General features: G+C 40.2%; 30 protein-coding genes. 14 read left to right on the top strand and 16 right to left on the bottom strand.

The window, feature by feature from the left end:
- Positions 1-220 precede the first annotated feature (220 nt).
- Both H3V00_RS04855 and H3V00_RS04850 read left to right on the top strand, forming a co-directional pair.
- Positions 221-1,063 carry an SDR family NAD(P)-dependent oxidoreductase gene (locus tag H3V00_RS04855; protein ID WP_084552979.1) on the top strand — a complete coding sequence of 281 codons (843 nt, stop codon included), beginning with the start codon at positions 221-223 and terminating at the stop codon, positions 1,061-1,063.
- On the top strand, positions 1,060-2,592 hold the full coding sequence (locus H3V00_RS04850; protein WP_198206921.1) for a class I adenylate-forming enzyme family protein: 1,533 nt from the start codon (positions 1,060-1,062) through the stop codon (positions 2,590-2,592). Before H3V00_RS04855 ends, H3V00_RS04850 begins: the two co-directional genes overlap by 4 nt.
- Positions 2,593-2,642: 50 nt before the next feature.
- Here the strand turns inward: H3V00_RS04850 and H3V00_RS04845 are convergent, their stop codons facing one another.
- The gene (locus H3V00_RS04845) at positions 2,643-3,524 is read right to left on the bottom strand and encodes a LysR family transcriptional regulator (RefSeq protein WP_198206922.1); all 882 of its coding nucleotides are present in this window, start codon (positions 3,522-3,524) and stop codon (positions 2,643-2,645) included.
- A gap of 143 nt (positions 3,525-3,667) precedes the next feature.
- Between H3V00_RS04845 and H3V00_RS04840 the strand changes: the two genes are divergently transcribed.
- Positions 3,668-4,942, top strand: coding sequence for an MFS transporter (locus H3V00_RS04840; RefSeq protein WP_198206923.1), 1,275 nt, complete (start codon positions 3,668-3,670; stop codon positions 4,940-4,942).
- A gap of 627 nt (positions 4,943-5,569) precedes the next feature.
- Here H3V00_RS04840 and groL read toward each other — a convergent pair.
- From groL to H3V00_RS04815, 5 genes are all read right to left on the bottom strand, one after another.
- A complete protein-coding gene (gene groL, locus H3V00_RS04835; RefSeq protein WP_078475142.1) occupies positions 5,570-7,216 on the bottom strand; it encodes a chaperonin GroEL in 1,647 nt (548 codons plus the stop codon).
- A gap of 61 nt (positions 7,217-7,277) precedes the next feature.
- Entirely contained in the window at positions 7,278-7,565 is a 288-nt protein-coding gene (gene groES, locus H3V00_RS04830) for a co-chaperone GroES (protein ID WP_025331149.1), read from the bottom strand.
- 497 nt (positions 7,566-8,062) lie between these two features.
- Positions 8,063-8,659, bottom strand: coding sequence for a sigma-70 family RNA polymerase sigma factor (locus H3V00_RS04825; RefSeq protein WP_025331150.1), 597 nt, complete (start codon positions 8,657-8,659; stop codon positions 8,063-8,065).
- A gap of 80 nt (positions 8,660-8,739) precedes the next feature.
- Positions 8,740-10,053, bottom strand: a complete 1,314-nt coding sequence (tilS, locus tag H3V00_RS04820) for a tRNA lysidine(34) synthetase TilS (protein ID WP_198206924.1) — start codon at positions 10,051-10,053, stop codon at positions 8,740-8,742.
- The gene (locus H3V00_RS04815) at positions 10,031-10,990 is read right to left on the bottom strand and encodes an acetyl-CoA carboxylase carboxyltransferase subunit alpha (RefSeq protein WP_198206925.1); all 960 of its coding nucleotides are present in this window, start codon (positions 10,988-10,990) and stop codon (positions 10,031-10,033) included. The genes tilS and H3V00_RS04815 overlap by 23 nt, the downstream gene beginning before the upstream one ends.
- A 404-nt stretch (positions 10,991-11,394) precedes the next feature.
- On the opposite strand from H3V00_RS04815, the gene rpsP reads away from it, so the two are divergent.
- From rpsP to purM, 5 genes are all read left to right on the top strand, one after another.
- Positions 11,395-11,643 (top strand): 30S ribosomal protein S16, encoded by a 249-nt coding sequence (gene rpsP / locus H3V00_RS04810; protein WP_025331153.1) that lies wholly within the window; start codon positions 11,395-11,397, stop codon positions 11,641-11,643.
- A 16-nt stretch (positions 11,644-11,659) separates the two neighbouring features.
- Positions 11,660-12,172, top strand: coding sequence for a ribosome maturation factor RimM (gene rimM / locus H3V00_RS04805; RefSeq protein WP_078475139.1), 513 nt, complete (start codon positions 11,660-11,662; stop codon positions 12,170-12,172).
- Positions 12,172-12,918 carry a tRNA (guanosine(37)-N1)-methyltransferase TrmD gene (gene trmD, locus H3V00_RS04800; RefSeq protein WP_198206926.1) on the top strand — a complete coding sequence of 249 codons (747 nt, stop codon included), beginning with the start codon at positions 12,172-12,174 and terminating at the stop codon, positions 12,916-12,918. The genes rimM and trmD overlap by 1 nt, the downstream gene beginning before the upstream one ends.
- A 13-nt stretch (positions 12,919-12,931) precedes the next feature.
- Positions 12,932-13,297, top strand: a complete 366-nt coding sequence (gene rplS, locus H3V00_RS04795) for a 50S ribosomal protein L19 (RefSeq protein ID WP_025331156.1) — start codon at positions 12,932-12,934, stop codon at positions 13,295-13,297.
- Positions 13,298-13,680: 383 nt separating this feature from the next.
- The gene (gene purM / locus H3V00_RS04790; RefSeq protein WP_198206927.1) at positions 13,681-14,715 is read left to right on the top strand and encodes a phosphoribosylformylglycinamidine cyclo-ligase; all 1,035 of its coding nucleotides are present in this window, start codon (positions 13,681-13,683) and stop codon (positions 14,713-14,715) included.
- Positions 14,716-14,862: 147 nt separating this feature from the next.
- On the opposite strand, the gene H3V00_RS04785 is transcribed toward purM, so the two are convergent.
- The 6 genes from H3V00_RS04785 to H3V00_RS04760 form a co-directional block, all read right to left on the bottom strand.
- On the bottom strand, positions 14,863-15,720 hold the full coding sequence (locus H3V00_RS04785; RefSeq protein ID WP_198206928.1) for an FRG domain-containing protein: 858 nt from the start codon (positions 15,718-15,720) through the stop codon (positions 14,863-14,865).
- Positions 15,721-15,730: 10 nt separating this feature from the next.
- Positions 15,731-16,609 carry a helix-turn-helix transcriptional regulator gene (locus tag H3V00_RS04780; protein ID WP_198206929.1) on the bottom strand — a complete coding sequence of 293 codons (879 nt, stop codon included), beginning with the start codon at positions 16,607-16,609 and terminating at the stop codon, positions 15,731-15,733.
- Between the two features lie 168 nt (positions 16,610-16,777).
- Positions 16,778-17,413: an alpha/beta hydrolase gene (locus H3V00_RS04775; RefSeq protein ID WP_084585586.1), complete on the bottom strand. Its 636-nt coding sequence runs from the start codon at positions 17,411-17,413 to the stop codon at positions 16,778-16,780.
- A 5-nt stretch (positions 17,414-17,418) separates the two neighbouring features.
- A complete protein-coding gene (locus tag H3V00_RS04770) occupies positions 17,419-17,754 on the bottom strand; it encodes a ferredoxin (protein WP_110414424.1) in 336 nt (111 codons plus the stop codon).
- Between the two features lie 64 nt (positions 17,755-17,818).
- Positions 17,819-18,616 (bottom strand): polyamine aminopropyltransferase, encoded by a 798-nt coding sequence (locus tag H3V00_RS04765; protein WP_110414425.1) that lies wholly within the window; start codon positions 18,614-18,616, stop codon positions 17,819-17,821.
- Positions 18,617-19,192: 576 nt separating this feature from the next.
- Positions 19,193-20,056: a phosphoribosylaminoimidazolesuccinocarboxamide synthase gene (locus H3V00_RS04760; protein ID WP_198207169.1), complete on the bottom strand. Its 864-nt coding sequence runs from the start codon at positions 20,054-20,056 to the stop codon at positions 19,193-19,195.
- Between the two features lie 222 nt (positions 20,057-20,278).
- Between H3V00_RS04760 and H3V00_RS04755 the strand changes: the two genes are divergently transcribed.
- The 3 genes from H3V00_RS04755 to H3V00_RS04745 all read left to right on the top strand — a co-directional run bounded on the left by H3V00_RS04755 (position 20,279) and on the right by H3V00_RS04745 (position 21,380).
- Complete coding sequence (locus H3V00_RS04755; RefSeq protein WP_025331163.1) at positions 20,279-20,593, top strand: YqjD family protein; 315 nt, start codon at positions 20,279-20,281, stop codon at positions 20,591-20,593.
- Between the two features lie 86 nt (positions 20,594-20,679).
- Entirely contained in the window at positions 20,680-21,096 is a 417-nt protein-coding gene (locus tag H3V00_RS04750; protein ID WP_025331164.1) for a phage holin family protein, read from the top strand.
- Positions 21,093-21,380 carry a hypothetical protein gene (locus H3V00_RS04745; protein WP_078475131.1) on the top strand — a complete coding sequence of 96 codons (288 nt, stop codon included), beginning with the start codon at positions 21,093-21,095 and terminating at the stop codon, positions 21,378-21,380. The genes H3V00_RS04750 and H3V00_RS04745 overlap by 4 nt, the downstream gene beginning before the upstream one ends.
- A 73-nt stretch (positions 21,381-21,453) precedes the next feature.
- On the opposite strand, the gene dapD is transcribed toward H3V00_RS04745, so the two are convergent.
- The 3 genes from dapD to fur are packed head-to-tail and all read right to left on the bottom strand — an operon-like array spanning position 21,454 to position 23,533.
- Positions 21,454-22,272 carry a 2,3,4,5-tetrahydropyridine-2,6-dicarboxylate N-succinyltransferase gene (gene dapD, locus H3V00_RS04740; protein WP_084547880.1) on the bottom strand — a complete coding sequence of 273 codons (819 nt, stop codon included), beginning with the start codon at positions 22,270-22,272 and terminating at the stop codon, positions 21,454-21,456.
- A 23-nt stretch (positions 22,273-22,295) separates the two neighbouring features.
- Entirely contained in the window at positions 22,296-23,069 is a 774-nt protein-coding gene (gene aat, locus H3V00_RS04735; protein WP_198206930.1) for a leucyl/phenylalanyl-tRNA--protein transferase, read from the bottom strand.
- Between the two features lie 29 nt (positions 23,070-23,098).
- Entirely contained in the window at positions 23,099-23,533 is a 435-nt protein-coding gene (fur, locus tag H3V00_RS04730) for a ferric iron uptake transcriptional regulator (RefSeq protein WP_025331168.1), read from the bottom strand.
- A gap of 129 nt (positions 23,534-23,662) precedes the next feature.
- On the opposite strand from fur, the gene H3V00_RS04725 reads away from it, so the two are divergent.
- Both H3V00_RS04725 and dapB read left to right on the top strand, forming a co-directional pair.
- Positions 23,663-24,022: an outer membrane protein assembly factor BamE gene (locus H3V00_RS04725; protein ID WP_025331169.1), complete on the top strand. Its 360-nt coding sequence runs from the start codon at positions 23,663-23,665 to the stop codon at positions 24,020-24,022.
- Positions 24,023-24,025: 3 nt separating this feature from the next.
- A complete protein-coding gene (gene dapB, locus H3V00_RS04720; protein WP_025331170.1) occupies positions 24,026-24,838 on the top strand; it encodes a 4-hydroxy-tetrahydrodipicolinate reductase in 813 nt (270 codons plus the stop codon).
- Between the two features lie 180 nt (positions 24,839-25,018).
- Here dapB and H3V00_RS04715 read toward each other — a convergent pair whose 3' ends face one another.
- The gene (locus H3V00_RS04715) at positions 25,019-25,348 is read right to left on the bottom strand and encodes a four-helix bundle copper-binding protein (protein ID WP_025331171.1); all 330 of its coding nucleotides are present in this window, start codon (positions 25,346-25,348) and stop codon (positions 25,019-25,021) included.
- 448 nt (positions 25,349-25,796) lie between these two features.
- On the opposite strand from H3V00_RS04715, the gene H3V00_RS04710 reads away from it, so the two are divergent.
- Positions 25,797-26,069, top strand: a complete 273-nt coding sequence (locus H3V00_RS04710; RefSeq protein WP_084565404.1) for a DksA/TraR family C4-type zinc finger protein — start codon at positions 25,797-25,799, stop codon at positions 26,067-26,069.
- Positions 26,070-26,129 lie beyond the last annotated feature (60 nt).

Genomic DNA, 26,129 nt, shown 5'->3' with positions numbered 1-26,129 from the left:
TTTGCTTATCTTTTTGGAATATATGATATTCCAGGATGATTTACATTTCCGCTATTTATTCCGTCATGATGATAGCCTGCTTTATTAATCCATGCTAAGGACAAGGTTTAACCAGACTAATTATTTAATATATTATATTAAAATGATGACGTAACAAAAATAAATAACCTATTGATTTATTAATTGCTACCTTCATGCTGTTGTTTATATTATTTAACAATTGAAATCCGTTGCTTTGATTAAACTGCTTAACTTTTTGCTGTTTTATGTACATAAACCTAATATCCGCCGTTTAACGCAGCGGTTAAAACATAAAACTATCATTATAACAGGCGCCAGTTATGGCATTGGTGAGTCGCTTTGTTATCTTTTGGCCGATATTGATTGCAATTTAATATTGGTTGCGCGCACAGTTGATAAACTGCGCGAATTAAAGCAACGGCTTACTATGAGCAAAGCTAAAATTGACATTTATGCAGCTGATTTGCGTGATCAGGAACAAATTGATGGATTCATAAAATATATACAAAATTTACCTGTTGATATATTTATTAATAATGCCGGTAAATCAATTTGTCGCCCGGTCATGCAATCGTTAGACCGCCAGCATGATTTTGAACGAACTATAAAATTAAACTACCTGACTCCGGTACAATTATGCCTTGCACTTATCCCCAAATTACAGCAAAGTAAAGGACATATCATTAACGTTTCGGCTGTCAATGTGTTGTTTGCGCCAGCGGTAAATTGGTCAGCATATCAAGCCTCAAAAACGGCATTCGATCAATGGCTGCGTTCAGCAATGCCTGAATTACAAAACCGGCAAATCAAAGTATCGACAGCATATTTACCTTTAGTAAAAACAAGGATGATCGAGCCGACCAGAGCTTATCAGAACTTACCTGCATTACAGCCAAAGCAAGCTGCTACAATTATAAGCTATTTATTACAAACACAAAAACGCCAATATAAACCATGGTGGGCGATGATAGTGCAATTGGCCGGCGTCCTGTTTAATGGCATCTGGTTTAAATTAAATTGTTATTACATTAAGAGAAAATGATGATAAAAACAATCAAAGCGCTATACACCATTAAACTTTTGACTTTTAAAGGAATTTTTTATTTATTAATGAGTTTTCGTTCGGTTGGAATGAATTTAATGGCGTTGCTCTATGTACGTCAGAAGCTGAGCCCAGACCAAATCGCCATTAATGAAAATGACAATTGTATAAATTATCGTACACTTTATACGCAGTCGCAGCATTTAGCCAAAAAATTAGCAGCGCATTGTGACATAAAACCGCATCAAAAAATAGCCATAATGGCAAGTAATCATACTATTATGATTCAAACTCTCTTTGCTATTGCACGGCTAGGTGCAGATATTTACTTACTCAATACAGAACTATCAGCCAAGCAATTACAAAATATACAAGATGCGGTAAAATTTGATTGGATCATACATGATCCTCAAATTCCTATCTTAATTGATGTCAAATCATTACCAACAGATCATCCGGAGCAAATTTCCATTTACTCGCTCTTAAAGGATAAGATGCCCCCCTATTCTGGCAATCTTAAAGTTATCCATTTTAATAAACTTACTGTGTTAACCAGTGGTACAACAGGACGTTTTAAAATGGCAGGACGCAATAGTAAAGCACAAAATTTTATCAGTCCTTTTTATCAATTGTTGATGAAATTAAACCTGAGCAAATATAACAGAATCTATATAGCAACACCGATTTACCATGGTTTTGGTATTGCGACATTGTGTATGTCGGTACTATTAGGTGCCACTATATTTATCAATAAACGCTTTGATGCCGCCAAAATTTGTCAACTTATTAACAAACATAACATTGAAGTTATCACCCTCGTTCCCTTAATGCTCAGTCGAATGATGAATTATTCTGTAACGCAGTTACGTAGTTTAAGATGCATCATCACCGGCGGCGCACCAATTGCTGTCACGCTGGTTCAACGAACAATTAATCAACTTGGTAAAGTGTTATTTAACTTATATGGCACATCGGAAGCTGGAATATGCCTGATTGCAACACCGGACGATTTGATCACTCACCCATCAACTCTAGGTAAGCCTGTTAAAGGATTATCAGCCAAATTAATGAACAATGGCAAAGAGGATGCGATAAAAGGTGAACTCTATATCAAATGTGCGTGGTCCACTCAGGGCAAAAACTGGACTGCTACTGGTGATATAGTTCAAAAAGACAGTACAAATAATTATTATCTAAATGGCCGGGCTGATGACATGATAGTTTCAGGTGGTGAAAATGTTTACCCATACGAACTCGAACAATGCTTAGTTAACCATCCTGACATTAACGACTTAGCCGTTATTAGTGTTAATGATGAGGAATTCGGACAGAGATTAGTGGCATTTGTGGTATTAGCAGCACATACTGAACAAACCGAAGATACTTTAATAGACTGGTTAAAACCACAAATTGCACGTTACCAGATGCCAAAAAAAATATATATCATTGACGAATTACCCATGACTCATATTGGCAAAGTTGACAGAAAACAACTTATCAATCGATATTATGAATTATCTAAGATCTGAGTTAGCGAAAACACCAGTATTGATAAGCATAATAATATTTTTAAAAATTTTTATTTTTCGAAAGCATTATCATTGCTTGTTACCCGCTCAACTAATCCTTTTATCGTATTTATAAAAGGATTTTTCTCCGATTTATAATACATAATATAATCAATATCTGGTAATGCTGGAAGTTTCAGGATATCGGTGTAATCGATAAATTTCTTAGACATTGACGATCTGTTCAGACAGCCTATACCTAATTGAGCCTCAATAGCAGACTGCATACCAATAACACTGGAAGCATAATGAGATAAATTATAAGATATTTTATTATTTTCTAATTTATCTATAGCTAATTTTTGTAATAAGCAGCCTTTTGGCAAAGTTATAATTGGCAGCGGAGCAGATCCGGTTATACTAAGATCTTTCGAGCCAGCCCAGCAGAGCGGTTCATGCCCTACAACCATAAAATTATCATTATCGGGTAATCGCTGTCCGTTTAAATGAATAAATAAAGCGATATCATATTGTTCCAGAGTATGTTCAAGAAGCATTTTTGAACTGCTCTGAATTGAGACATTAAATTGAATATTCTGACATTGGTCACGTAGCCCTTTTAATACAGATGCTATCGTAGCAGGCATAAAATAATCTGTAATTGAAAGTGTCAGCTCATATACCAAATCATGGTTTCTAATATCAGCTATGATATTATCATTTAAAGATAATATCTTTTTTGCATGCTTATACATTTTTTCACCGATAGCTGTCGGTTTCGCTCCGTATCTGCCACGATGTAGCAGTTGTGCATCGCAAAATACCTCAAGCTTTTGGATTTGTTCACTGATAGCCGATTGAGATTTAAATAAAATATTCGAAGCTTTTGTATAGCTGCCCATTTCTACAATGACAACAAATGTGTGAAGAATTTCTAAATCAAGTTTTTCCATAGTGTAATCAGTCTTCATCGGTTAGTGTCATTAGATTTCTTTAATATATCGGATTTTCCGTTATAAATAAATCAAAAAATCCTGTTTTACAGATATAAAAAATTCTAGCTATTATTTTCTGGAAAAACAACAGGAGTTCATCAATGTCTTTAAATTCAAACAAATTGCCGGATAAAAATAAAATTTTTTTTTCTGATAACCATAAATGGAAAGTTTTATTTACAGGTGCATTCGCTAATACATGCTTTACCTTTGTTATCGGCGGCGTACCTGCAGCCTCCATTATTCTGCGTAATGATTACCATATCCAAACATCTGTATTAGGGCTTTTAATGGGCATTGTAGGTTTTGGAATTGCTGTAAGTGAATTACCCTGGGGAATTGCCACCGATCGCTTCGGAGATCGGCCGATATTAATTACAGGATTGTCCACAACTGCCATAGCTCTTTTCAGCCTAGCTTATTTTGCAAAAATATCATCACACACTTCAATAAGTATCATTTTATGTGCCGGTTTACTAGTCGTCGGTCTTTTTGGGAGCAGTGTAAATGGTTCCAGTGGCAAAGCGATCATACAATGGTTTAAACCACAGCAACGCGGCTTAGCAATGAGTGTAAGGCAGGCAGCTGTACCACTTGGTTATGCATTGGGAGCATTATTCTACCCTTATATATCAATTCATTATGGATTCTCGACCACACTATTTATATCGGCATTTATTTGTATTCTGGCTGCATTATTCAGCTATCTATGGATTATTGATCCGGATAGTAAGAGTGAACGCAAAACACCGGATATAACACAATCACTAAAAAATAAATCAACTCAGCCAATGAAATCATTGAAAGTATGGCGCATTGTATTAGCTGTGGGTATTTTATGTGCGCCACAGTTTGCATTGATGACATTTTCAATGCTTTTCTTGCACGATTTTGCCGGATTAAGTATTGGATATATCAGTATCCTACTATTTTTCATACAAATCAGTTCAATACCAACACGTATCGGTAGTGGCTTTTATACAGATAAAAAGGGAAATAGAAAATTTTTTCTGAAAGCGGTTACAGCCCTGTCATTCATCTTATTCGCAGCCCTTACAGTATTTACTTATTTTTCATATAAATTCAATATACATCATTTTGCCTACTTTGTTAGTTTCATTATTCTTATATCTGGTATATCAATTTCTTCCTGGCATGGAATCGGATATACTGAACTGGCTACCGTTGCCGGACAAAAGAGTGTTGCAACCGTATTAGCCATGGCTAATACAGTAGTATTTTTCATTCTGTTTGCAACTCCAGCCATAATTCCATGGCTATTACATCAATTCTCCTGGGTCGGCGTTTGGGCAGTCATGGCTGTTATTTGCGCAATAAGCTATTTCTTATTTGAGAACCCATCATCTGAAAAATAATTTTTTATTCATAGGAATGTATCACCCTGCTTTACTCTGCATAAAACAGACTGAATTCTTTGTTGGTGATTTTACCAATAAATTTAATTTATCAAATTTTGAATTGATTTATGAAGATTATTTTGAAAATAGCCAAACAGTTTTTTAGATTTGAAATTTCATTTTTCACATTATGATAATTAGTCATTTTATGATATGAGCTGAAATATTGATAAAAGTTTCATTTAACAATATTTCAGCTATATAACGTTCTTATTGACTAAGATTTATTGAAAAAATCTAATCGAAATAAAGATATTTTCCACAGACGTAAAAAACTAATAGCTACAATAAAAGGTATAAAGCTTATAAATCTGCTTTGAATTAAAGCATAGTTAACACATAGAAAAATTAATAATAAGCAATTACTAACAAAAAAATGTGGTTAATACTGTACTTTCATTTACACAATATCATCATCAACACATTTAACAGCAAAAGAATGATTACTTTGTCTGATATGTGGGTGATAAAATCTGAAGCATCTGGCCATTATTATAGTTAAACCATTCAATATAAAAATAGTGAGCATAACACCCGTTATGCTCACTATTAGCTATATGTTGACTAGTTAGCCAGACACGACTATTACATCATGCCGCCCATGCCACCCATACCGCCCATGCCACCCATATCAGGAGCAGCAGGTTTATCTTCCGGTAATTCGGTAATCATGCAATCAGTAGTCAGCATCAGACCAGCGATAGAAGCAGCATGCTGCAAAGCAGTGCGGGTAACTTTAGCCGGATCCAGTACACCCATTTCCAGCATATCACCATACTCACCAGTACCAGCGTTATAGCCATAGTTACCAGAACCATTCAACACATTGTTTACTACAACGCTTGGTTCATCACCGGCATTGGCAACAATCTGGCGTAATGGTGCTTCAACTGCTTTCAGTACGATTTTCACCCCGGCTTCCTGATCAGCATTAGCACCTTTCAGGTCTTTAATCGCAGCACGGGCACGCAACAGGGCAACACCACCACCGGCTACCACACCTTCTTCTACTGCAGCACGGGTAGCATGCAGGGCGTCATCCACGCGATCTTTTTTCTCTTTCATTTCAACTTCAGTAGCAGCACCAACTTTAATTACTGCCACACCGCCGGCCAGTTTAGCCACGCGTTCCTGCAATTTTTCTTTATCGTAGTCGCTGGTAGCCACTTCGATCTGTTTGCGGATTTCAGCAACACGTGCTTCAACAGCAGCCTTGTCACCCAGCCCGTCAATCACAGTAGTATTTTCTTTACCAACTTCTACACGTTTAGCCTGACCTAAGTCTTCCAGAGTGGCTTTTTCCAGAGACAGACCAACTTCTTCAGCAATAACAGTACCACCGGTCAGGATAGCAATATCCTGCAACATGGCTTTACGACGGTCACCAAAGCCCGGAGCTTTAACAGCAACGGTTTTCAGGATACCGCGAATATTGTTTACTACCAGAGTAGCCAGAGCTTCACCTTCAACATCTTCAGCAATAATCAGCAAAGGACGGCTGGTTTTTGCCACTTGTTCCAGCACAGGCAGCAAATCGCGGATGTTAGAGATTTTTTTATCAAACAGCAAAATATACGGGCTGTCCAGACCGGCAATCTGTTTTTCTACATCAGTAACAAAGTAAGGAGACAGGTAGCCGCGGTCAAACTGCATACCTTTAACAACTTCTACTTCATTTTCCAGTGATTTGCCGTCTTCAACAGTGATCACGCCTTCTTTACCCACTTCATTCATGGCTTTGGCAATGATTTCACCGATAGATTCATCTGCATTGGCAGAAATAGAAGCAACCTGAGAAATTTCTTTAGATTTTTCCGGAACCGGTTTAGAAATATTTTTCAGCTCGGCAATAACAGCTTCAACAGCTTTATCGATACCGCGTTTCAAATCCATCGGATTCATACCGGCAGTAACATATTTCATGCCTTCAGTAACAATAGCCTGAGCCAGAACAGTTGCCGTAGTGGTACCGTCACCAGCCACGTCATTGGTTTTAGAAGCAACTTCTTTAACCAGCTGTGCGCCCATATTTTCGAATTTGTCTTTCAATTCTACTTCTTTAGCAACAGACACACCGTCTTTAGTGATGTGCGGTCCGCCAAAGGCACGATCCAGCAGCACGTTACGACCTTTAGGGCCTAAAGTTACTTTTACTGCTTCAGCCAATACATTGACACCAGCAACCATTTTCTGACGGGCTTCGTCAGAGAATTTCACGTCTTTTGCTGCCATTTGCAACTCCTAATCTTTAATAATTAATTATGCAATAAAATTAAATTTCTGGATAAATAATTTATTCAACGATACCGAAAATATCTTCTTCGCGCATTACCAGCAACTCTTCACCGTCTACTTTAACAGTCTGGCCGCTGTATTTTCCGAAAATTACTTTATCGCCAACTTTAACATCCAGTTTCTGACGGTCACCGTTTTTCAGCAGTTTGCCATTACCTACGGCAATTATTTCACCCATATCAGGTTTTTCAGCAGCAGAACCGGGTAACACAATACCAGAAGCAGTTTTTTCTTCAGCTTCCAGACGTTTTACGACAACGCGGTCATTCAAAGGACGAATAGTCATATTATCTTCTCCACATCTTTAGTGCCCGAGGCACAGCAAAGTTGGTTAATACAAACCCGCATTTTCAGCGGGGCGTAAATATAAATTTATTCGTTACTTAAAGTATGGCTGGCTCGCCGCAATTCAAGAGTAAGTGAAATAATTTTTTTCCTTACTCTTACAAATACTTAGCAAATTTGACAAATTATCTTAGTCATTACAGACAGATAGCTGCAATTACAAGCAAATCTCCTGCATCCCAGTTCGACCCGATAAATTAATTTGAGACAGAGCAAATATATTACCTCAGCCCGCCGGACAGATTCCGGACACAGGTAACACATCAAGAAAAAAGATAGTTTATCTGCTAATTACAGATAAACTGTTTTTTGCATAATATTAAGTATATATACCAGATTAAAATATAAGCAGTGAAATGCCAAATAATGCTGATTAACTTAATTACCAGAATTATTTTACCAAATTCTGAAAATCAGAATTTCAATTTACAGAGGGACTTATTTTCTTTCAAATCTGGTATCAATCTGGGCTGATAACGTTTCGCGGGCACGTGCAATACGTGAACGCACTGTACCTACCGGACAGCCTAATTCCTGAGCGATTTCTTCATAGGTCAGACCATTTATCTCTGATAAAATAATCGGCTGACGCAGATTGGCCGGCAATTGATTAATTGCTTCATCAACAGCATCAATCAGCTCACGATTAAGTAATAAATCCTCCGGAGTCTGATAATCTGACAAATGTTCCAGTACATCAGTTTCATCTCCGTCCTCATCCATAATCTCAGTAATCATTTGCGGTTCACGTCCGTAAACAGCTGCCATAGACTTAGCCGTATTCATACCGATACAGCAAAGCCACGTATAAAACTGACTTCCGGCACGAAATTGCGGCATAGCTTTATAAGCTTTAAGAAATGTTTCCTGTACCACATCCAGCGTTGTTTGCTCATCATGAGTAAAACGACGCAGAAAGTGTTTTAAACGACGCTGATACTTTCTGACCAGCAAACTAAAAATCTGAGCATCACCCTGCTGAGCCCTTCGCACCAACACCTGCTCTTCCACCTGCCGGGTAGAATCATCATGCATTTTGTTATCCTCTAGTCATTATTGTTGTTGCATCAATCAGCAGCTGAATCTGCGATAAATCTAGTATCTGCCTTAAAGTTTTACAGCCTTAGAGGCAAGTCCTCCATAATTGGCATCCATCCGTCAGTTATACCTCTGTCAATATCAACAGCAACATTAATAACAGCGACACACTGATTGTCTGAGTCACATAAAACCGGCCAGACAGCACGCATAAAAGGAGGGATCTTCCTTTCTTGTAATAATTTTCTAACTTTTTTTCTTCCTCCTCTCAGAACAATAGTATCTTCATTATCTGCCTGACGCACTATCCACGCAGCATCAGTTTCCGCCAAACCAAAAGGATGCCGGTTCCATTGCAGATAACGGGCAGTAACCAGTTTCTGACTGGATACCGGTAACAATCCATACCAGTGCCACTGCCCGCTTACATCATACTTATCAATCCATAATCTGGAATCATAATAGACCACACGTGCATGCGGTAAAGCCCATTGTGCACCGGTTTTGCCTTCCATCAACTGTCGTGCAAATTCTGTTAGAGCCGCAGACGTAGACATTCCCAAACAATGCTTTTGCGTAAATAAACGCAATTGCTGCCGACGGCGTGATTCACTTAAATTACGCCATAAAGGTATCTGAAACCCCCTTTGCTGTGCATGCAGCATAGTCCAGTCAGCTTCAGCTATTTCATTTAATAAGGACAGTTCATCCTGTAAACGTTCTACTGCCGCTTCTATCTGGGTATCCAGGTGTGGCAGATGTGTGCGCCAGTATGGCAAACCGTCCAGACGCAGCCAGTTGCGTAAATAGGCACAATTACTATTACTGTCATCTTCAATATGCCCAAGTCCTGCGGCATCTGCATATGCCTTGAGCTGTTGCCGGGAAAAATGCAATAGCGGACGCCAGATAACAGTATGTTCAGTTAATGAACGTATCGCCGGCATAGCTGAAAGCGAACGTAAACCGCCACCGCGCAGAGCCCCCAAAAAAAAGGTTTCAATTTGGTCATTTCTGTGATGCGCCAGTACTACCGCATCAGCTTCACTATCAGCATAAACCTGATAACGTGCTTTACGCGCAGCGGCTTCCAATCCCTCTCCGGCCGCACGCACATCTACTCTGACCAGTTGCAGCGGAACTGACCACGATGCGCATAACTGCTCACAAAATACCGCCCATTCATCTGCATATCTGCTTAAACCATGATGCACATGAATTGCTGATATATGCACCGGAAGACTATCACGCAATTTCGTTAACGCATGTAACAATACCACCGAATCCAGCCCGCCGCTGAGACCGACTGCTAAAATACAACGGCCAGCCATAGAGGCTGACCATTGTTGTGTAATATTGTCACATAGTTTACTTACCGCTGAACTGACCATAACTCATCAGACGATCAAAACGCCGGGTTAGTAATGTCGACAACTGTTTGTCTTTAGCATCTTGCAGCTGACGGGTAAGCACCGATTTTACCCGCTGCATAATTTCCGGATAATTACGATGCGCTCCTCCCAGAGGCTCCTCAATCACAGTATCAATTAATTTTAAATCATGCAGGCGTTTAGCAGTAATCCCCAGAGCCTGAGCAGCTTCCGGAGCTTTTTCTGCGGTTTTCCATAGAATAGATGCACACCCTTCAGGTGAAATCACCGAATAAGTCGAAAATTGCAGCATATTGATGTAATCACCAACAGCTATTGCCAGCGCTCCGCCTGAACCGCCTTCACCAATTACCGTACAGATAACCGGTATACGCAGCCGTGCCAGCTCGTATAAATTACGGCCGATGGCTTCAGACTGCCCTCTTTCTTCCGCTCCGATGCCCGGATAAGCTCCCGGTGTATCAATAAAGGTTAGCAGAGGTATTTGAAATTTTTCTGCCAGCTTCATCAGGCGCAGAGCCTTACGGTATCCTTCGGGCTTAGGCATCCCAAAATTACGGCGAATTTTTTCCTTGGTATCACGGCCTTTCTGATGACCAATAACCATTACGCTTTCACCATTAAAGCGCGCCAAACCGCCAACGATAGCTGCATCATCAGCAAATGCACGATCACCGTGCAATTCTTCAAAATCAGTACACAAAGCATCAATATAATCTAAAGTATACGGACGCTGTGCATGACGGGATACCTGTGAAATTTGCACCGGTGTCAGTTTGGCAAAAAGATTTTTGGTTAAATCGTCACTTTTCTTTTTCAGGCGCGCGATTTCTTCGGATATATCTACAGCTGACTCATCCTGTACAAAGCGCAACTCATCTATTTTCTGTACCAGCTCGGCTATAGGTTGTTCAAAATCCAAAAAAATCTGTTTCATTGTTGAGATATCCGCAAAAACATGTAACAGCTATGATACGCGAAGAAATGAAGCTATGCAGCCCTTATTAATAAAAACCTGATAGCACAATTATAGATTATAATAATAACAATATGATTTATAAAATATAATTATAAAAAACATCTCTACAGCCACCTGCGCATCCGAATTACACTTTAGCGTTTTCTATCAATTTAAGCTGATATAGCAACAACTTAAACCACACGCCTCAGCAGCAATGCTAATTAAATAAACATCCAATAACAAGCAGATCCGAAACACTATATACGCAACAAATATGCATTAACAGCTTGCCAAGACTAGGAATTACCCACTAAAATTAGCGATTTTCTGTTATCTTGGCAGAATAAAATTACTTCGATTTTTTCACTAAGGAATACACTATGGTAGTTATCCGTTTGGCTCGCGGTGGTTCTAAACACCGTCCTTTCTATAACATTGTCGTAGCAGACTCACACAACCGCCGTGACGGCCGCTTTATCGAACGCGTTGGTTTTTACAATCCTGTTGCCAATGAGAAACAGGAACGCGTACGTCTGAGCGCAGACCGTCTGAACCACTGGATTGGTCAGGGCGCGCAATTAAGCGAAGCTGTTGCCAAGCTGGTTAAAGAACAAAAGGCTGCAGCCTGATTTAGCAGTAAAGCAAATGAATAGTACACAGCCACAATGGGTAGCAATGGGCTATATAAAAGGTGTGTTCGGAGTAAAAGGCTGGGTGAAAGTCCATTCTGATACTGAATATACCGATAGCCTGCTCGACTATCCGCAATGGCAGCTGAGTAAAGATGGCCAGATTAAAACTGTAAGCATAGCCGAAAGCAAAATCAGCGGCGATGAGTTACAGGTAAGATTTGACGGCATAACCGATCGTGACAGCGCAGCATTACTGCGCGGCTTTACCATCGAAATAGACCGCGCCAGCTTTGCCGAAACCGATGACAATGAGTATTACTGGACAGACCTGATCGGAATGCAGGTACATAACCGTACACAGGAAAATCTGGGTACTGTCAGTTCATTAATGCAAACCGGTGCGCATGACGTACTGGTAGTAGATGGTGCTTTTGGCCGTAAACTGATTCCCTTTGTCTCACAGTACATTGATGAAGTTAACTTGCCTCAACAGCAAATTGTTGTTGACTGGGGCAGTGATTACTGATGCACATTCAGGCCATTACCCTGTTTCCGGAAATGTTTACCGCCCTTACCGGCAGTGGCGTAACCGGTCGTGCATTACAAAAAGGTATATGGGAATTTGCTACCATTAATCCGCGCCAGTTCGCTGATAACCCATTGGGTTATATTGATGACCGGCCGTTTGGTGGTGGCCCGGGAATGATTATGATGGCTCCGCCCTTACAGGCAGCCATTGATACAGCCAGACAGACTTGTCCCGAAGGACGGCTGATTTATATGAGTCCGCAGGGCAAGCCACTGAATCATGCACAGACAGCAAATCTGGCTAGAGAAAAGGCTTTGATTGTACTGTGCGGCCGTTATGAAGGTATTGATGAACGCATCCTGACCAGCAACGAAGTAACCGAAATCAGTATTGGTGACTTTGTGGTTTCCGGCGGTGAATTGCCGGCAATGATGTTAATGGATGCAGTAATCCGTTTGTTACCCGGCACACTTGGCGATACACGCTCAGCAGTAGAAGACTCATTTGCCAATGGTTTACTTGATTGCCCACACTACACCCGTCCGGTAGAATTTCGTCAGCAGACAGTTCCCGACGTTTTACGTAGTGGTAATCATGCTTTAATCGCACAGTGGCGATTAACTCAGGCGCTCAGGCGCACACTGACACGCCGACCAGATTTACTGGCCGATCGTGAATTAAACCCAGAGGAATCCAGACTCTTGCAGACAATCAGACAAGAGGAACGGGATATCCCATTATAATAGGAAGCTTAATATGAACTTAATTCAACAATTAGAGCAAGAAGAAATCGCTCGCCTGAATAAAGAAATTCCGGCTTTTGCACCAGGTGATACCGTGGTTGTTTCTGTACGTGTTACTGAAGGTAGCCGTACCCGTTTACAGGCCTATGAAGGCATTGTAATCGCCCGTCGTAACCGTGGTCTGAACAGTAACTTCATCGTTCGTAAAATTTCCAGCGGTGAAGGTGTAGAACGTACATTCCAGTTATATTCTCCAGCCGTTGAAAAAATCGAAGTTAAACGTCGTGGTGATGTACGTCGTGCCAAACTGTACTACCTGCGTGGCTTAACCGGTAAAGCTGCCCGCATCCGTGAAAAACTGCCGGCTCGTAAAGCCTAAGCAGTATTTACAATTACTATTAGCTGCCTGCGGCAGAGCTAATACTCAGGCCGAATCATCAGATTCGGCCTTTTTCTTTATGTTTTCGGTCAAACTGGTAAAACAGAAAATATCAGAGCTTGTAAATAGCATGAAATAATCAATAAATACTTATTGAAATAGTGTTATATAAAAAATATTGAATAGATAATTGAATTTTTAAAAATTAATTTCTCTGACAGAAATAATCGAAATCTGTGAATGCCAGCCACGCCTATCCTCTTGTTCACAAACTCTAATAATTTACACACCGGCAAAAGGTGAAAAATGTTAAAATTATCCGGTTTTTGGTTTACTCCATCCTAATTTAACTTGCTTTGTCTTACCCAAAGGAAACACACCAAATGAGCCAGTCCCTGAGTTATCGTGATGCCGGTGTTGATATTAATGCTGGCGATTCTTTGGTTGAAAGAATTAAACCATTTGCTAAGCGTACCATGCGGCCTGAAGTATTGGGTGATCTGGGCGGATTTGGTGCTCTGGTTGAAATCAGCCAGAAATATCGCCATCCGGTACTGGTTTCTGGTACCGATGGTGTAGGTACCAAACTGAAACTGGCCTTTGAATGGGATCAGCACGACACTGTAGGCATTGATCTGGTAGCCATGAGTGTCAATGATATTCTGGTGCAAGGGGCAGAACCATTATTCTTTCTGGATTATTTTGCCTGCGGCAAACTAGATGTTGAACGTGCCGCCGCTGTTATTAAAGGCATTGCAGCCGGGTGCGAACAGTCCGGATGTGCACTGATTGGTGGTGAAACTGCAGAAATGCCGGGCATGTATCCCGATGGCGAATATGATCTGGCCGGCTTTGCAGTTGGCGTTGTAGAAAAAGAACAGGTAATTAACGGACGCAGCATTGTTGCAGGTGACGTTGTATTAGGTCTGGCTTCAAACGGTATTCACTCCAATGGCTACTCACTGGTTCGTAAAATTATCGAACGTGCCCAGCCTGAGCTTGACGCTGAATTTAATCAAGGTAAAACATTGCGCCAGGCAATCATTGCCCCAACCCGGCTTTATGTAAAACCTATTCTGGCGGCACTAAAACAATTTACCATCAAAGGTATGGCTCATATTACCGGTGGCGGTATCAGTGAAAATGTACCCCGCATTCTTCCTGAAAACACAGTGGCCGCCATTGATTCTCAATCATGGCCATTACCCAAACTTTTTCAATGGCTGCAACAAGCTGGAAATGTAGAAATTCAGGAAATGTACCGCACTTTTAATTGCGGTATTGGTATGGTTTTGGTGGTGAATGCAGAAGATGCAGATGCGATACAGAAATTTTTACAGCAACAAGGCGAAACTGTTTATCAGATAGGTCGTATTCGTTCTCGTCAAGGGGACGAACATCAAACCCAAGTAAATTAGATAGTAATTAAAAATTAATTGCAATATTAATATATGAAAGCTTAGAATTAATTTATTTATTCTAAGCTTTTCATTACAATTAATAAATTATATAATTACCAATCAATTAAAATTTATTATTGAAATAACAAGTTCAGATTAGAAATTTTAGTCAACTTTATTTTTGAAAGAAATATATCTCGCAGAACTTTCGATACCTGGAAAAACTGTACTTTCATTGATATTAAGTAAGTCTAGTTCATTTAATATTTTTTTCCTATTCTTAATTTTAATTCTTTTAATTTGAATAAAATTATTTCCAATTTCTTCTAAACTAGCATTTAAACCAAATAAAAGAAAGACACCCGACTGAGAAGTTATTCTTTCATTATTTTTAATTCCCTTAATACAGATAATATTTTGTAAATCGTATTTATCTATTCTTGGTTCAAAAAAAGGTTTCTCGTCTCGAATAAAATGAAGAAGTTTTTTTATACTGGTCTGTTGATTAAAACGTTCACGATCAAAGTTAAACTTAATTGATTCTTTTTCTTGATCGGATAATCTTGCTAAATTTGCAATACAGCTCGCCGTGTCAGAATCATAATATTTGACATGCTTATCATCTATAAAAAATATAATCACTTCCCCTATACCTTCATCCATATCTACACTTGATTTACATGCAAAATAAAGGGCTATAAGTGGATTAGTAGTTAAATCAAGCAATCGTGTCGGCATTGAGTAATGCTGCATTCTAACCAATTTATCTAATGTATATCTATCATTAATAAATTCTTTATATTCAGACATGTACAATTCTCGATATAAAATATGTTCTTGCGAACTATATATAGAACGACCTTGACTATTTTTTCTAAAAAGTGAGGGTATTAAGTGATACCGCTCACTTGAGTGTCCGCGATAAAATATATGTTTTTTGTATTTTTTTAAATCCAAAATTTGCTGAATAAATTCGAATATTTCCCCAATATAAATATCTTTTCCCTCTTGTTGTGTATACATAATAATTTACCTATTCATTATCAAAAAATTGCTGAAGCTGTTTTTTATATAAATAAAGAGGTATATCAATTAACCCAATATTTTCTTCAGATATAAAATGTTTTTCACCGTTTAAATCTTCAAAGCAACGAAATCTACTACTGACTCCTAATTCAATATCCATAATAGTATCAACAAATTTAGAATCATATTCTATGGAGATGGATTCGGATGTATTATCAGAAAAATAAATATTTATATTGTGTGTTATCTCATCAACATTTTCATCAGTAAAATTATTCTCTTCGATCAAATCCTTAATAACTAATTGTAATTTTTCTGAAGTATTCTCATAAAAGTACTCCTCATCCCAAAAATATTCTGCTATAAGATTGTAATATTCTTCAGCTCCTAAGCCTTGATATCCATCCCAAGGTATTTCCCAATTTTCCGGGGCATCGGATGAATCATCGAGAAGTGAAATTTTTTTTATTGATTTAGTATTAATAATAAGGAAGTGGTTATTTAGTGTATCAACAGAAAGTAATTGGTCATGTATATCTTGATCATAACACAAGCTTTCTTGAATTCTTTGAGCTGTAGCAGAGGTAATCGGATACCATTTAATATTAGTAGAATTGCATAAAAGAATGCCAATATGCCCCCAAAAAGAATCAATTATTTTTTCTTTTTGCCATGGTTGCCAATGTGTTGTTGAAACTGTGTCATTACTTAAAATATCAAGAACGCTTGTACCAAAAATTACCGCAAGATCCCTTAGTACTTTTAATTCTGGTTGAGATTTATTCGATTCCCAGTCACTTATATCTTTCGATTTTACTCCCAAAATATCAGCTAAATCTTTTTGTGTATAATTACATGATTTTCTTAAAATTTTTAGTTTTTCCATAATTGGTATTAATAGCAAATAAAATAATAAACAATCTCTATTGTTATATTTACATATTTAAGCTAATTAAAACAATGGCAATGGCTTATATTTCTATTAAAAACTGTAATAATTAAATATAGCCTGTTGCCAACATCAGATAATTGCCGGCAAAAGGCATATAATCGTTTATTTCGTTAATAATGCAGGGAATAGCCTTTCAATCCATTGACGCAGTAAAATCAGTTTGCCATGAAAAAAATGGCCGGAACCGGGTACAACCAATACAGGTAAATCCTGCCCTTCAGCCCAGTTCAGACTGTTCTGCAACGGTACCACTTCATCTTTTTCACCATGAATCAGTAATGTAGTAGCTGGATTATAGGCACTGGGTGCATCAATAGTATACATACCTATAGCCGGACCCATCAGCAATAAGGCATCCGGTCTTGCAGTGAGCGCGCTGAACAAGGCTACATAGCCACCGAAAGAAAAACCAGATAATACCAGTTTACTAACTTCTGGATGCTGAGCACGGGCAAAGTCAACCACGGCAAGGCAGTCCGCCACTTCACCGCGACCATAATCATGCTCTCCTTCGCTATTACCCACACCACGCAAATTAGGCAGATAACAGTGAAAACCCATTCCTGTAAGTGCTTTTGCTGCTGTCTGAACCACTTTATTGGTATTCAGCCCGCCTTGTAAAGGATTGGGATGATTAATTACAGCCACACCACATGCAGTACCCTGCGCAGGTAAATAAATAGTTTCAAGCCGCCCTGCCGGCCCGTTAATCCAGATGTTCGGTTGTTGCTTCAGCATCAGATTTACTCATTACTTTCAGGTTTATCCACTAACAATCGGGTAACAACACGATCGTTTGCCAGTTCTTCATCCAATATTTCCTGCAGGTCACTTTCGTCTACATAGGTATACCAGCGCCCCTGCGGATAAAGCACCATAACCGGCCCTTCATCACACCGGCCAAGACAGCCGGCACTACTGATACGCAGCTTACCTACTCCCATCAGCCCCATGGCCTTAGCATGGCCTTTGAGATAATCAACTGCATCAGCACCAACATCATCGTCTCCACAGCTCTGGCGACACGGATTATCTCGGCGATTGGTGCAGACAAAAAGATGTTTAGCATAATAACTCACTGGTTTTCCTTTATTCTTTGTTTCTGTTCACACCAGCAATATCCATTTTGCCAGTATGAAATATTTAATCATTAAATGTCAGCACACGATTACTGTGTGATTGCTGAGCTTTAATTGAAGCCAGCATAGCGGGCAAATCCAGATTAAATTCAATTGCACGCTGTGCAGCCCGTTTTTTCAGTTTATCCCAGTCACGTACTGAAGGTGGCTGCTGAAAGGCCAGTACGGCAATATTGCCATGAGTTTCAGCCGGCACCATTAGTACTCTGTTGTCAAATACACTACGCAACCGACGTACAAAAGTCTGAAACCGTTTATCACCCTGCCACCAGTTAGTAACAAAGATACCATGCTCACTCAGTGCCTGGCGGCAATCCTCAAAAAAAGGTTCAGCAACCAGACTGTCAATAATCTGCTCACCATCAAAGCCATCAACCAGAATGATATCTGTATTACCCCGTAGTATCTTGATGTATTCGGCACCATCGTCTTCAATAATTTCGAATTTTTCGCCCTCAAATGGCAGCTCAAACATACTGCGGGCAATGCTGATAACCTGAGGGTTGATATCGACAGCAGTCTGACAGGTATCAGGCAGGTAAGCATCTATCCAGCGTGCAAATGAACCACCGCCCAAACCTATTTGGGTAATATGCCGGGGCATACTGTCCGCAAATAATAACCATGCCATCATAGCCCGGCTATACGATAGCACCAGTTCTGCCGGATCATCGACATTCATAGAACTTTGTATAGTAGACGTACCCAGATGGAGAGAGCGTATATTGCCTGACTCGGATATGCCTACTTCGGGTAACTCATAGTGCGCAGGACGTAAACGACGATAGGGGTGTTGTGGCATAGTAATTTCCGTCATCAGATAACAATAAAGTAGCAATTGGCCGGATGGCTAATATGCAGTCTGATAATATTCAATATCAGATTAGCAATAAACCGTTTAAAATAATATTAGCCTCACTGATAAGACTGGAATAAACAGCAAATATAGTGAGGCCAGTTGGTGGTGTATTATATAGTTATAACAGATTTTTTGTTTTATAAAGTATTATGTCACTTTAGATAGCAAATGGTTTATTGAATCAATTTTCTGGTACTGCAACCTATAAATCCGGTGTTTCCATTTGTATTGCTGAATCACAAACTATCTATCATGAGATTTGTAAAATATCCAAGGGGTAATTTAATAACTATCTGTGTTGTAAGATTTAACAAGTACAGATACAGAATAAGGTCAATAGACTGATTAGTGCTGTTATCAGCAAAATCACAAGCAAAGCACAATCCGATAATAGTGCTCTAAATCAGCAATAAAAGCAGGCAAACCATCCCCACTACTCAATATTCCTGTCGGAAAAAGTATGAGCTGATATACATAGGATGATACTGGCAGGACCGCTTGCCTGCCATTCATAATATTTTATGCTCCGGCAATCAGATGCAGGGCTTCTTCATATTTAGCCAGTGTTTTGGCAATTATGTCTGTCGGTATATGTGGTGCCGGTGGTTGTTTATTCCAACCGGACTCTACCAGCCAGTCACGGATAAACTGTTTATCGAATGAAGGCGGATTGCTACCAACCTGATAGCTGTCTACAGACCAAAAACGGCTGGAATCCGGGGTAAGCACTTCATCCATAAGCGTCAAAACACCATTCTCATCCAAACCGAATTCAAATTTGGTATCGGCAATAATGATGCCTTTACTGCGAGCATAATCCGCGGCTTCTGAATATAGCTTAATCGCCTTAGCACTTACCTGCTCTGTCAGTTCTTCTCCCAGCAGAGAAGCACATTGTGACAAACTGATATTTTCATCATGGTCGCCTACAGCGGCTTTACTCGAAGGAGTAAAAATCACCTCAGGTAATTGTTCAGCTTCCCGTAATCCCGCTGGCAATTTAATTCCGCAAACAGCTCCGGTTTGCTGGTAATCACGCCAGCCACTGCCAGAAAGATAACCGCGAACAATAGCTTCTATTTTCAACGGGCTTAATTTTTTTACCACAACTGCCCGTTTGGCAATTTTGTCAGCCTGCTGGCGTGGCAGCACATCATAAACTGTTTCACCAGTAAAATGGTTAGGCATAATATGTTGCAGTTTTTTAAACCAGAAATTTGATATCTGGGTAAGAATTTCGCCTTTTCCTGTTATAGGTTCAGGTAAAATTACATCAAAAGCCGATAAGCGGTCTGTAGCTACCATCAGCATGCGTTTCTCATCAATTGCATACAAATCGCGTACTTTACCCGAATATATTTTTTCCAGCGCCAGCTCAGTCATCATCTACCTCTATTCAAGCGGTTAATCGCCAATATAATATACCTGTGCAAATCAATAACCTTGTGCTAAGGTAATCATTGTGCAACAAATGTTAGCAGCCAATGATTATTTTAACCGATATTGCAATACAACAGACAGCCTGTTTGCCGTACTGCAAGGGTTAAGCCGGCTGCTGATGTTAAATCGTAAATAAATTCCACGCCAATTGGAAGGAGAATTGCCATGGCTGATTTTGATTCACAAAAAAAAGATTTAATGAAAGAAGTACGTTCTGTACTGGATGAAGTTGAAGATTTATATGAAAACGCCGGCGACAACGGGTCTGATCAGGCCAAAGCATTGAAAGATCAGTTTCGTAAAAAACTAAGCAATACCAAATCCAAACTGTGCGATATCGAAAGTACACTGGCAGAAAAAGCCCGTGCTACAGCTGAACGCACTGATGAGCTGGTACATGAACAACCATACTATGCTATGGGTGTTGCTGCCGCAGTCGGCTTTCTTGCCGGTGTGTTGCTGGGACGTTGCAGACACTAAACAACTTACGGCATAAGTTCATTCAGGCAATCTGGTCTGACAATCGGTTGCCTGAATATAATTTACTTTTTAACGGATAATATACCATGAGTATAGGCAATCTTGGTCGTGACCTGCGTCAGCTGAAAATCTGGCTGACTTATGGCACTGAGTTATTGTGGATTCGCTTACGTATGCTGCGCCTGGATGCGATTGCCCAGCTGCAAAGTATTATTGTACTGATGGTACTTGTTGTACTTGCCGGAGTAATGTTTTTTCTGGGATTTATCAGTTTATTATTCGGTCTGAATACTGTACTTTCCCCTCAGGCTAAAGTATGGGTATTTTTTGGTCTTGCCATTCTGTTTTTACTTTTGATTCTGCTTCTGACTATATTAATTATTAAATTGTTACGCAAGCAAAGCCAGTTTATGACAAAAACACTGGATGCAATGAGTGAAGATCTCAGCTATCTCAGACACACCGGCAAGCATGAAGCCAATGGAGAACACAGACGACCATGAGTAAATCTGATAAGCTGAATATCGCACAACAACGCGAATTGCTGGACATACAGGCACAAGGTACGAGATTAAAATTACTCGCAGAGCAGCTCAGGAATGGCGATAATACCCATAAATCACGTTTATGGCAGCGCTCGCTGAATATTGTGGATAAAATTCCGGCAGGAGGTTTGGCACTTAAGCTGGCGAACAAACCCAAACGCTGGCGCAATAAGCTGCTGGTGGGTGCAGTATTAACCGCGGCTACCCTGATAGCCAATAAAATTAGCCGCAATATACGTTAAAATACAACAGATAATAAAGATAAAGCCTCTTACCAGCAAATAAGAGGCTTTTATTTATAAAACCTGAATAAACTTAAATTCCACGCAGCAAATCATTAACACTGGTTTTAGCACGGGTTTTGGCATCTACCTTTTTGACAATTACTGCACAATACAGGCTATGGCTGCCATCTTTTGCCGGAAGACTGCCTGAAACCACAACAGAACCGGCTGGTACCCGGCCATAACTGATTTCACCGCTTTCACGGTCATAAATTTTAGTAGACTGACCAATAAATACACCCATCGAAATTACACTGCCCTCTTCGACAATTACCCCTTCAACAATTTCAGAACGGGCGCCGATAAAACAGTTATCTTCAATAATTGTTGGTGCTGCCTGTAAAGGTTCCAGTACACCACCTATGCCTACCCCGCCACTCAGGTGAACATGTTTACCAATCTGAGCACAGGAACCTACCGTTGCCCATGTATCAACCATCGTACCTTCATCAACAAATGCACCAATATTAACAAATGAAGGCATCAGTACTACATTTTTACCAATATGACTGCCAGCACGTACTACTGCACCCGGAACTGCACGGAAGCCTGCCTGCTGAAAATCTGCGCCAGTCCAGTTGGCAAATTTAGTAGGTACTTTATCAAAATAGCGATTGACTGCATCATCTGCCAGTACATTGTCACTAATCCGGAAAGACAGCAATACTGCTTTTTTGGCCCATTCATTTACCAGCCACTGATTACCCTGTTTTTCAGCCACACGCAGATGTCCGCTGTCCAGTTGCTGTAAAGTTTCAGCTACAGCTTCCTTTACTTCGGCAGTTACAGAAGCCGGAGTAATTTCCGCGCGGTTTTCAAAAGCAGTTTCAATTACTTGTTGTAAAGACATACAATATTCCTATAATCAATAATTCAGTTCCGGATTATCAAGGGTATAACACCATTATCTGCCAGTATCTGTGGTTTGAAAGAGTCTGGCTGTGTCAGTGAACGCGGATTAAACTTATGCAGACAAGCTGCAAATTCCGCATAAGGAATTTTACGGGCACCGAAGCTGGCTAAGTAGTCAGTGTAAACCTGACAATCTATCAGCGGTACGCCTTGTTGCTGCAAATAATGCACGGCATGCACAAAAGCTATTTTGGAAGCATCCGAAGCATGAGCAAACATGGATTCACCATAGAATATCTGCCCGATCAGCACGCCGTATAAGCCTCCAGCCAAAATCGTATTGCCATCTTTATCCCGATACCAGCATTCAAATGAACGAGCATACTGCTGCTGATGTAACGAATAGTAAGCCTGCTGCATTTCTGCGCTCAGCCATGTACCGTTCTGCCCGGGGCGAGGCGTTTGGGCGCAGTTGGCAATCACCTGCTGGAAAGCATAGTTCATGGTCACGGCATAAGGCTTATTGCGCAGATTTTTCGCCAGAGAACGACTGACTTTCAGCTCTGCCGGAAATAGTACCATCCGCTGCGCAAAAGACCACCACATAATAGGCTCATCAGGTGAATACCAAGGGAAAACACCCTGCCGGTATGCAGCCAGTATTCGGGCAGGAGATAAATCGCCGCCAACAGCCACCAATCCGTCACGTTGTTGCTGTGCAGTTTCAATATCTGGAAAATCCAGATTATTCCTGCTCAGAACCGGAACACGTAAGCGGTATTCAGGCTGATTCATACTTGAATATCCTGCCCTTTATTTCAGTTTCAGAGATATTTATTGTCAAACTGCTGGCACTCAGTGCATACACCATACATATATAAAGCATGGTCTACAATACGGTAACCGTTATCATCAGCAATCTTCTTTTGCAGCTTTTCAATTTCTTCACTGCAAAATTCAGTTACCTTACCGCATTTAATGCATACAAGATGATCATGATGACCGCCGCGATTTAATTCATATACGGCTTTACCGGTTTCAAAATGATGGCGTAACAGAATATTGGCCTGTTCAAACTGGGTAAGCACACGATAAATGGTGGCCACACCGATTTCCACGCCTTCATCAAGCAGGCGCCGGTATACATCTTCTGCACTCATATGCAGTTCAGGCTGGGCTTCAAATAGCTCCAGAATCTTCAGTCTGGGGCCAGTAACCTTTAAACCGTTATCTTTTAATTGAGCTACATTGCTATTCATGATGCTTATTTCACCACTAAGTAATAATACTCGCTATAATACGCACTTTTAAGGCAATTGCCCACTGGGTGTCATACAATGTCGCCATCGCCATTGCTAACTGTTTCGTCCCGGATCAGAGGTATCAGTATGAAAAAAATATACTGCCTGCTGGCAGTAGCCGTTCTAGGCCTGAGCGCATGCTCCACAGCAAAACTGACACAAATTCCGTCGTACAAACTGAAAATTATTCAGGGTAACGAGCTGGACCAGAATGTTGTGAACTCTTTACAGCCCGGTATGAGCCGTGAACAAGTACAAATGCTGCTTGGCACTCCTTTACTCCGTGATCCGTTTCATGCCAACCGCTGGGATTATCTGTTTGTTATAACCCGTGCCAATGAAATTCAGGAAGAGAAGAAGCTGACTCTTTACTTTGATGCCAACGGAAAACTGATACATGCCGAAGGTGATGCTTTAACTGCTCAGCCTGTACCTGTAACGGAGTAAAACATGTCTACATCACGTTTAAGAATTGCTGTAGCCGGTGCCAACGGGCGTATGGGCAGAGCCCTTATTCAAAGCATCAGTCAGCGCCAGGATTGTGTTCTGAGCGGTGCCCTGGAACACGATGCTTCCCCTGCTATCGGTCTTGATGCCGGGTTTGCTATCGGTCTTGAGCTGGGCGTTAGTATTTGTCACGACCCGGAAAAAGTACTGGATAATACCGATGTATTGATAGATTTCAGCAAACCGGAATCCACACTGAATAATCTGGCTATCTGTGAACGGCTTGGTGTCAATGATGTTATCGGCACGACCGGTTTCGATGAAACAGGTAAACAACGCATTGCCTCAGCCGCTGAAAAAATTGGCATTGTATTTGCCCCTAATTTCAGTGTGGGTGTCAACCTGACCTTTGCTCTGCTTAATACCGCTGCCCGGGTATTAAATGAAGGCTACGATATTGAAATTATCGAAGCTCATCATCGCCATAAAGTTGATGCTCCTTCCGGTACTGCTCTGCGCATGGGAGAAGTAATTGCCGATGCACTAGGTCGTGATTTAAAAACCTGTGCCGTTTACGGGCGCGAAGGACATACCGGAGCGCGTGACCCGCAGACAATCGGCTTTTCAACTATCCGCGCCGGTGACATTGTCGGCGAACACACGGCATTGTTTGCAACTGATGGTGAACGTGTTGAAATCAGCCATAAAGCCTCCAGCCGTGCTACTTTCGCTAATGGTGCTGTCCGGGCGGCAGTGTGGCTGCGTCAGCACCCACATGGTCTGTTTGATATGCAGGATGTACTTGGTCTGAAATAAAGCAATCTGACTAACACAGTAAACAGGGTTAGCTATTAATCTGGCTAACCCTGTTTATTTTAGACATTTTAAAACTAAAAACGGTATAGAATTAATTATATTTTCAATAACATAACAACCATAAAAAAAGCCATTGACAGAAACAATGGCTTAAAAATTTTGCAATACATACTTCATTACTTATGCAGCCATAGCCATACATTTATCCGCGCAGGCATTACAAGCTTCAGCGCAGCGCTGGCAGTGATCCATCTTAAAACGACCACATTCCTGAGCACAGGCACGGCATACTTCAGCACAGAGCTGACATACCTGCACGATAAAAGCACTGTTCATGCACATAAAATTAACAGCAAGTGTGCACATTGCCGCACATTGCATATCCAGATGAATACACTTAGCCATCATTTTGACATCATCTTCCTGCAGACAGGCAGTAGAACAATATTGGCATAAAGCAATACAGCGGTTACAGGCTTCTATACATTCTTTAAACTTTTGGGCATCCATGGTTGATATCCTATTCAGCAATATTTTGATTTAACAAGAGAAATCAAAATCAGTCTATAAAACCATAGCGCATATTGCAATCCATTTACAGGTAAATAAAATTATGATTTAGATAGATTAATTTAAGTTTTATCCGAATCTGTATTTCATATGCCAAATAACAGGTGAAAATTGTTTATTCACGTAAGTAAGCAAAATATAATAGAAAAATAATTTCAGAATATAAATTTTTATTTTCTGATTAGCCATTCATAAAGCAGATTGATTACTTTCAAAGTAAAATATTAAAACCCTTTCAATGATTAACTTTATGTTTGATCATAAAAATCCAGTAATCCAGATTCGCCCCTCTTTACATTATCAATAAATATCTATATTAATCAGTAATATATTGAAATAATACAATATAACTCCATATTAATAATCTATTATTTTGAAGGAGTTTATTATGGCCAGCGGCTGGGCATCAGATGATGCGGTAAATAAGCAGATTGAAAGCACAATAGAAGATGCCATCAATCATGTACGCCAGCAAATAGATACCGCAGATGAAAGCGCAGAATTTTGTGAAGAATGTGGCGAAACAATTCCTGTCGGGCGTCGTCAGGCTATTCAGGGCGTTCGTTTTTGTGTTCACTGTCAGGCCGAACGGGATAAGGAAATGCAGAAAACATTCAGTTTATATAACCGGCGTGGCAGCAAAGACAGTCAGTTACGCTAAATTCAGTATAAATAACACAATGAAAATACATTTGCCAATTTTGTATATTTGATTGAACAA

Source organism: Snodgrassella sp. W6238H11 (genome assembly GCF_016100525.1).
GTDB classification, from domain to species: domain Bacteria; phylum Pseudomonadota; class Gammaproteobacteria; order Burkholderiales; family Neisseriaceae; genus Snodgrassella; species Snodgrassella alvi.
This window is presented reverse-complemented; position numbering and strand designations above follow the sequence as displayed.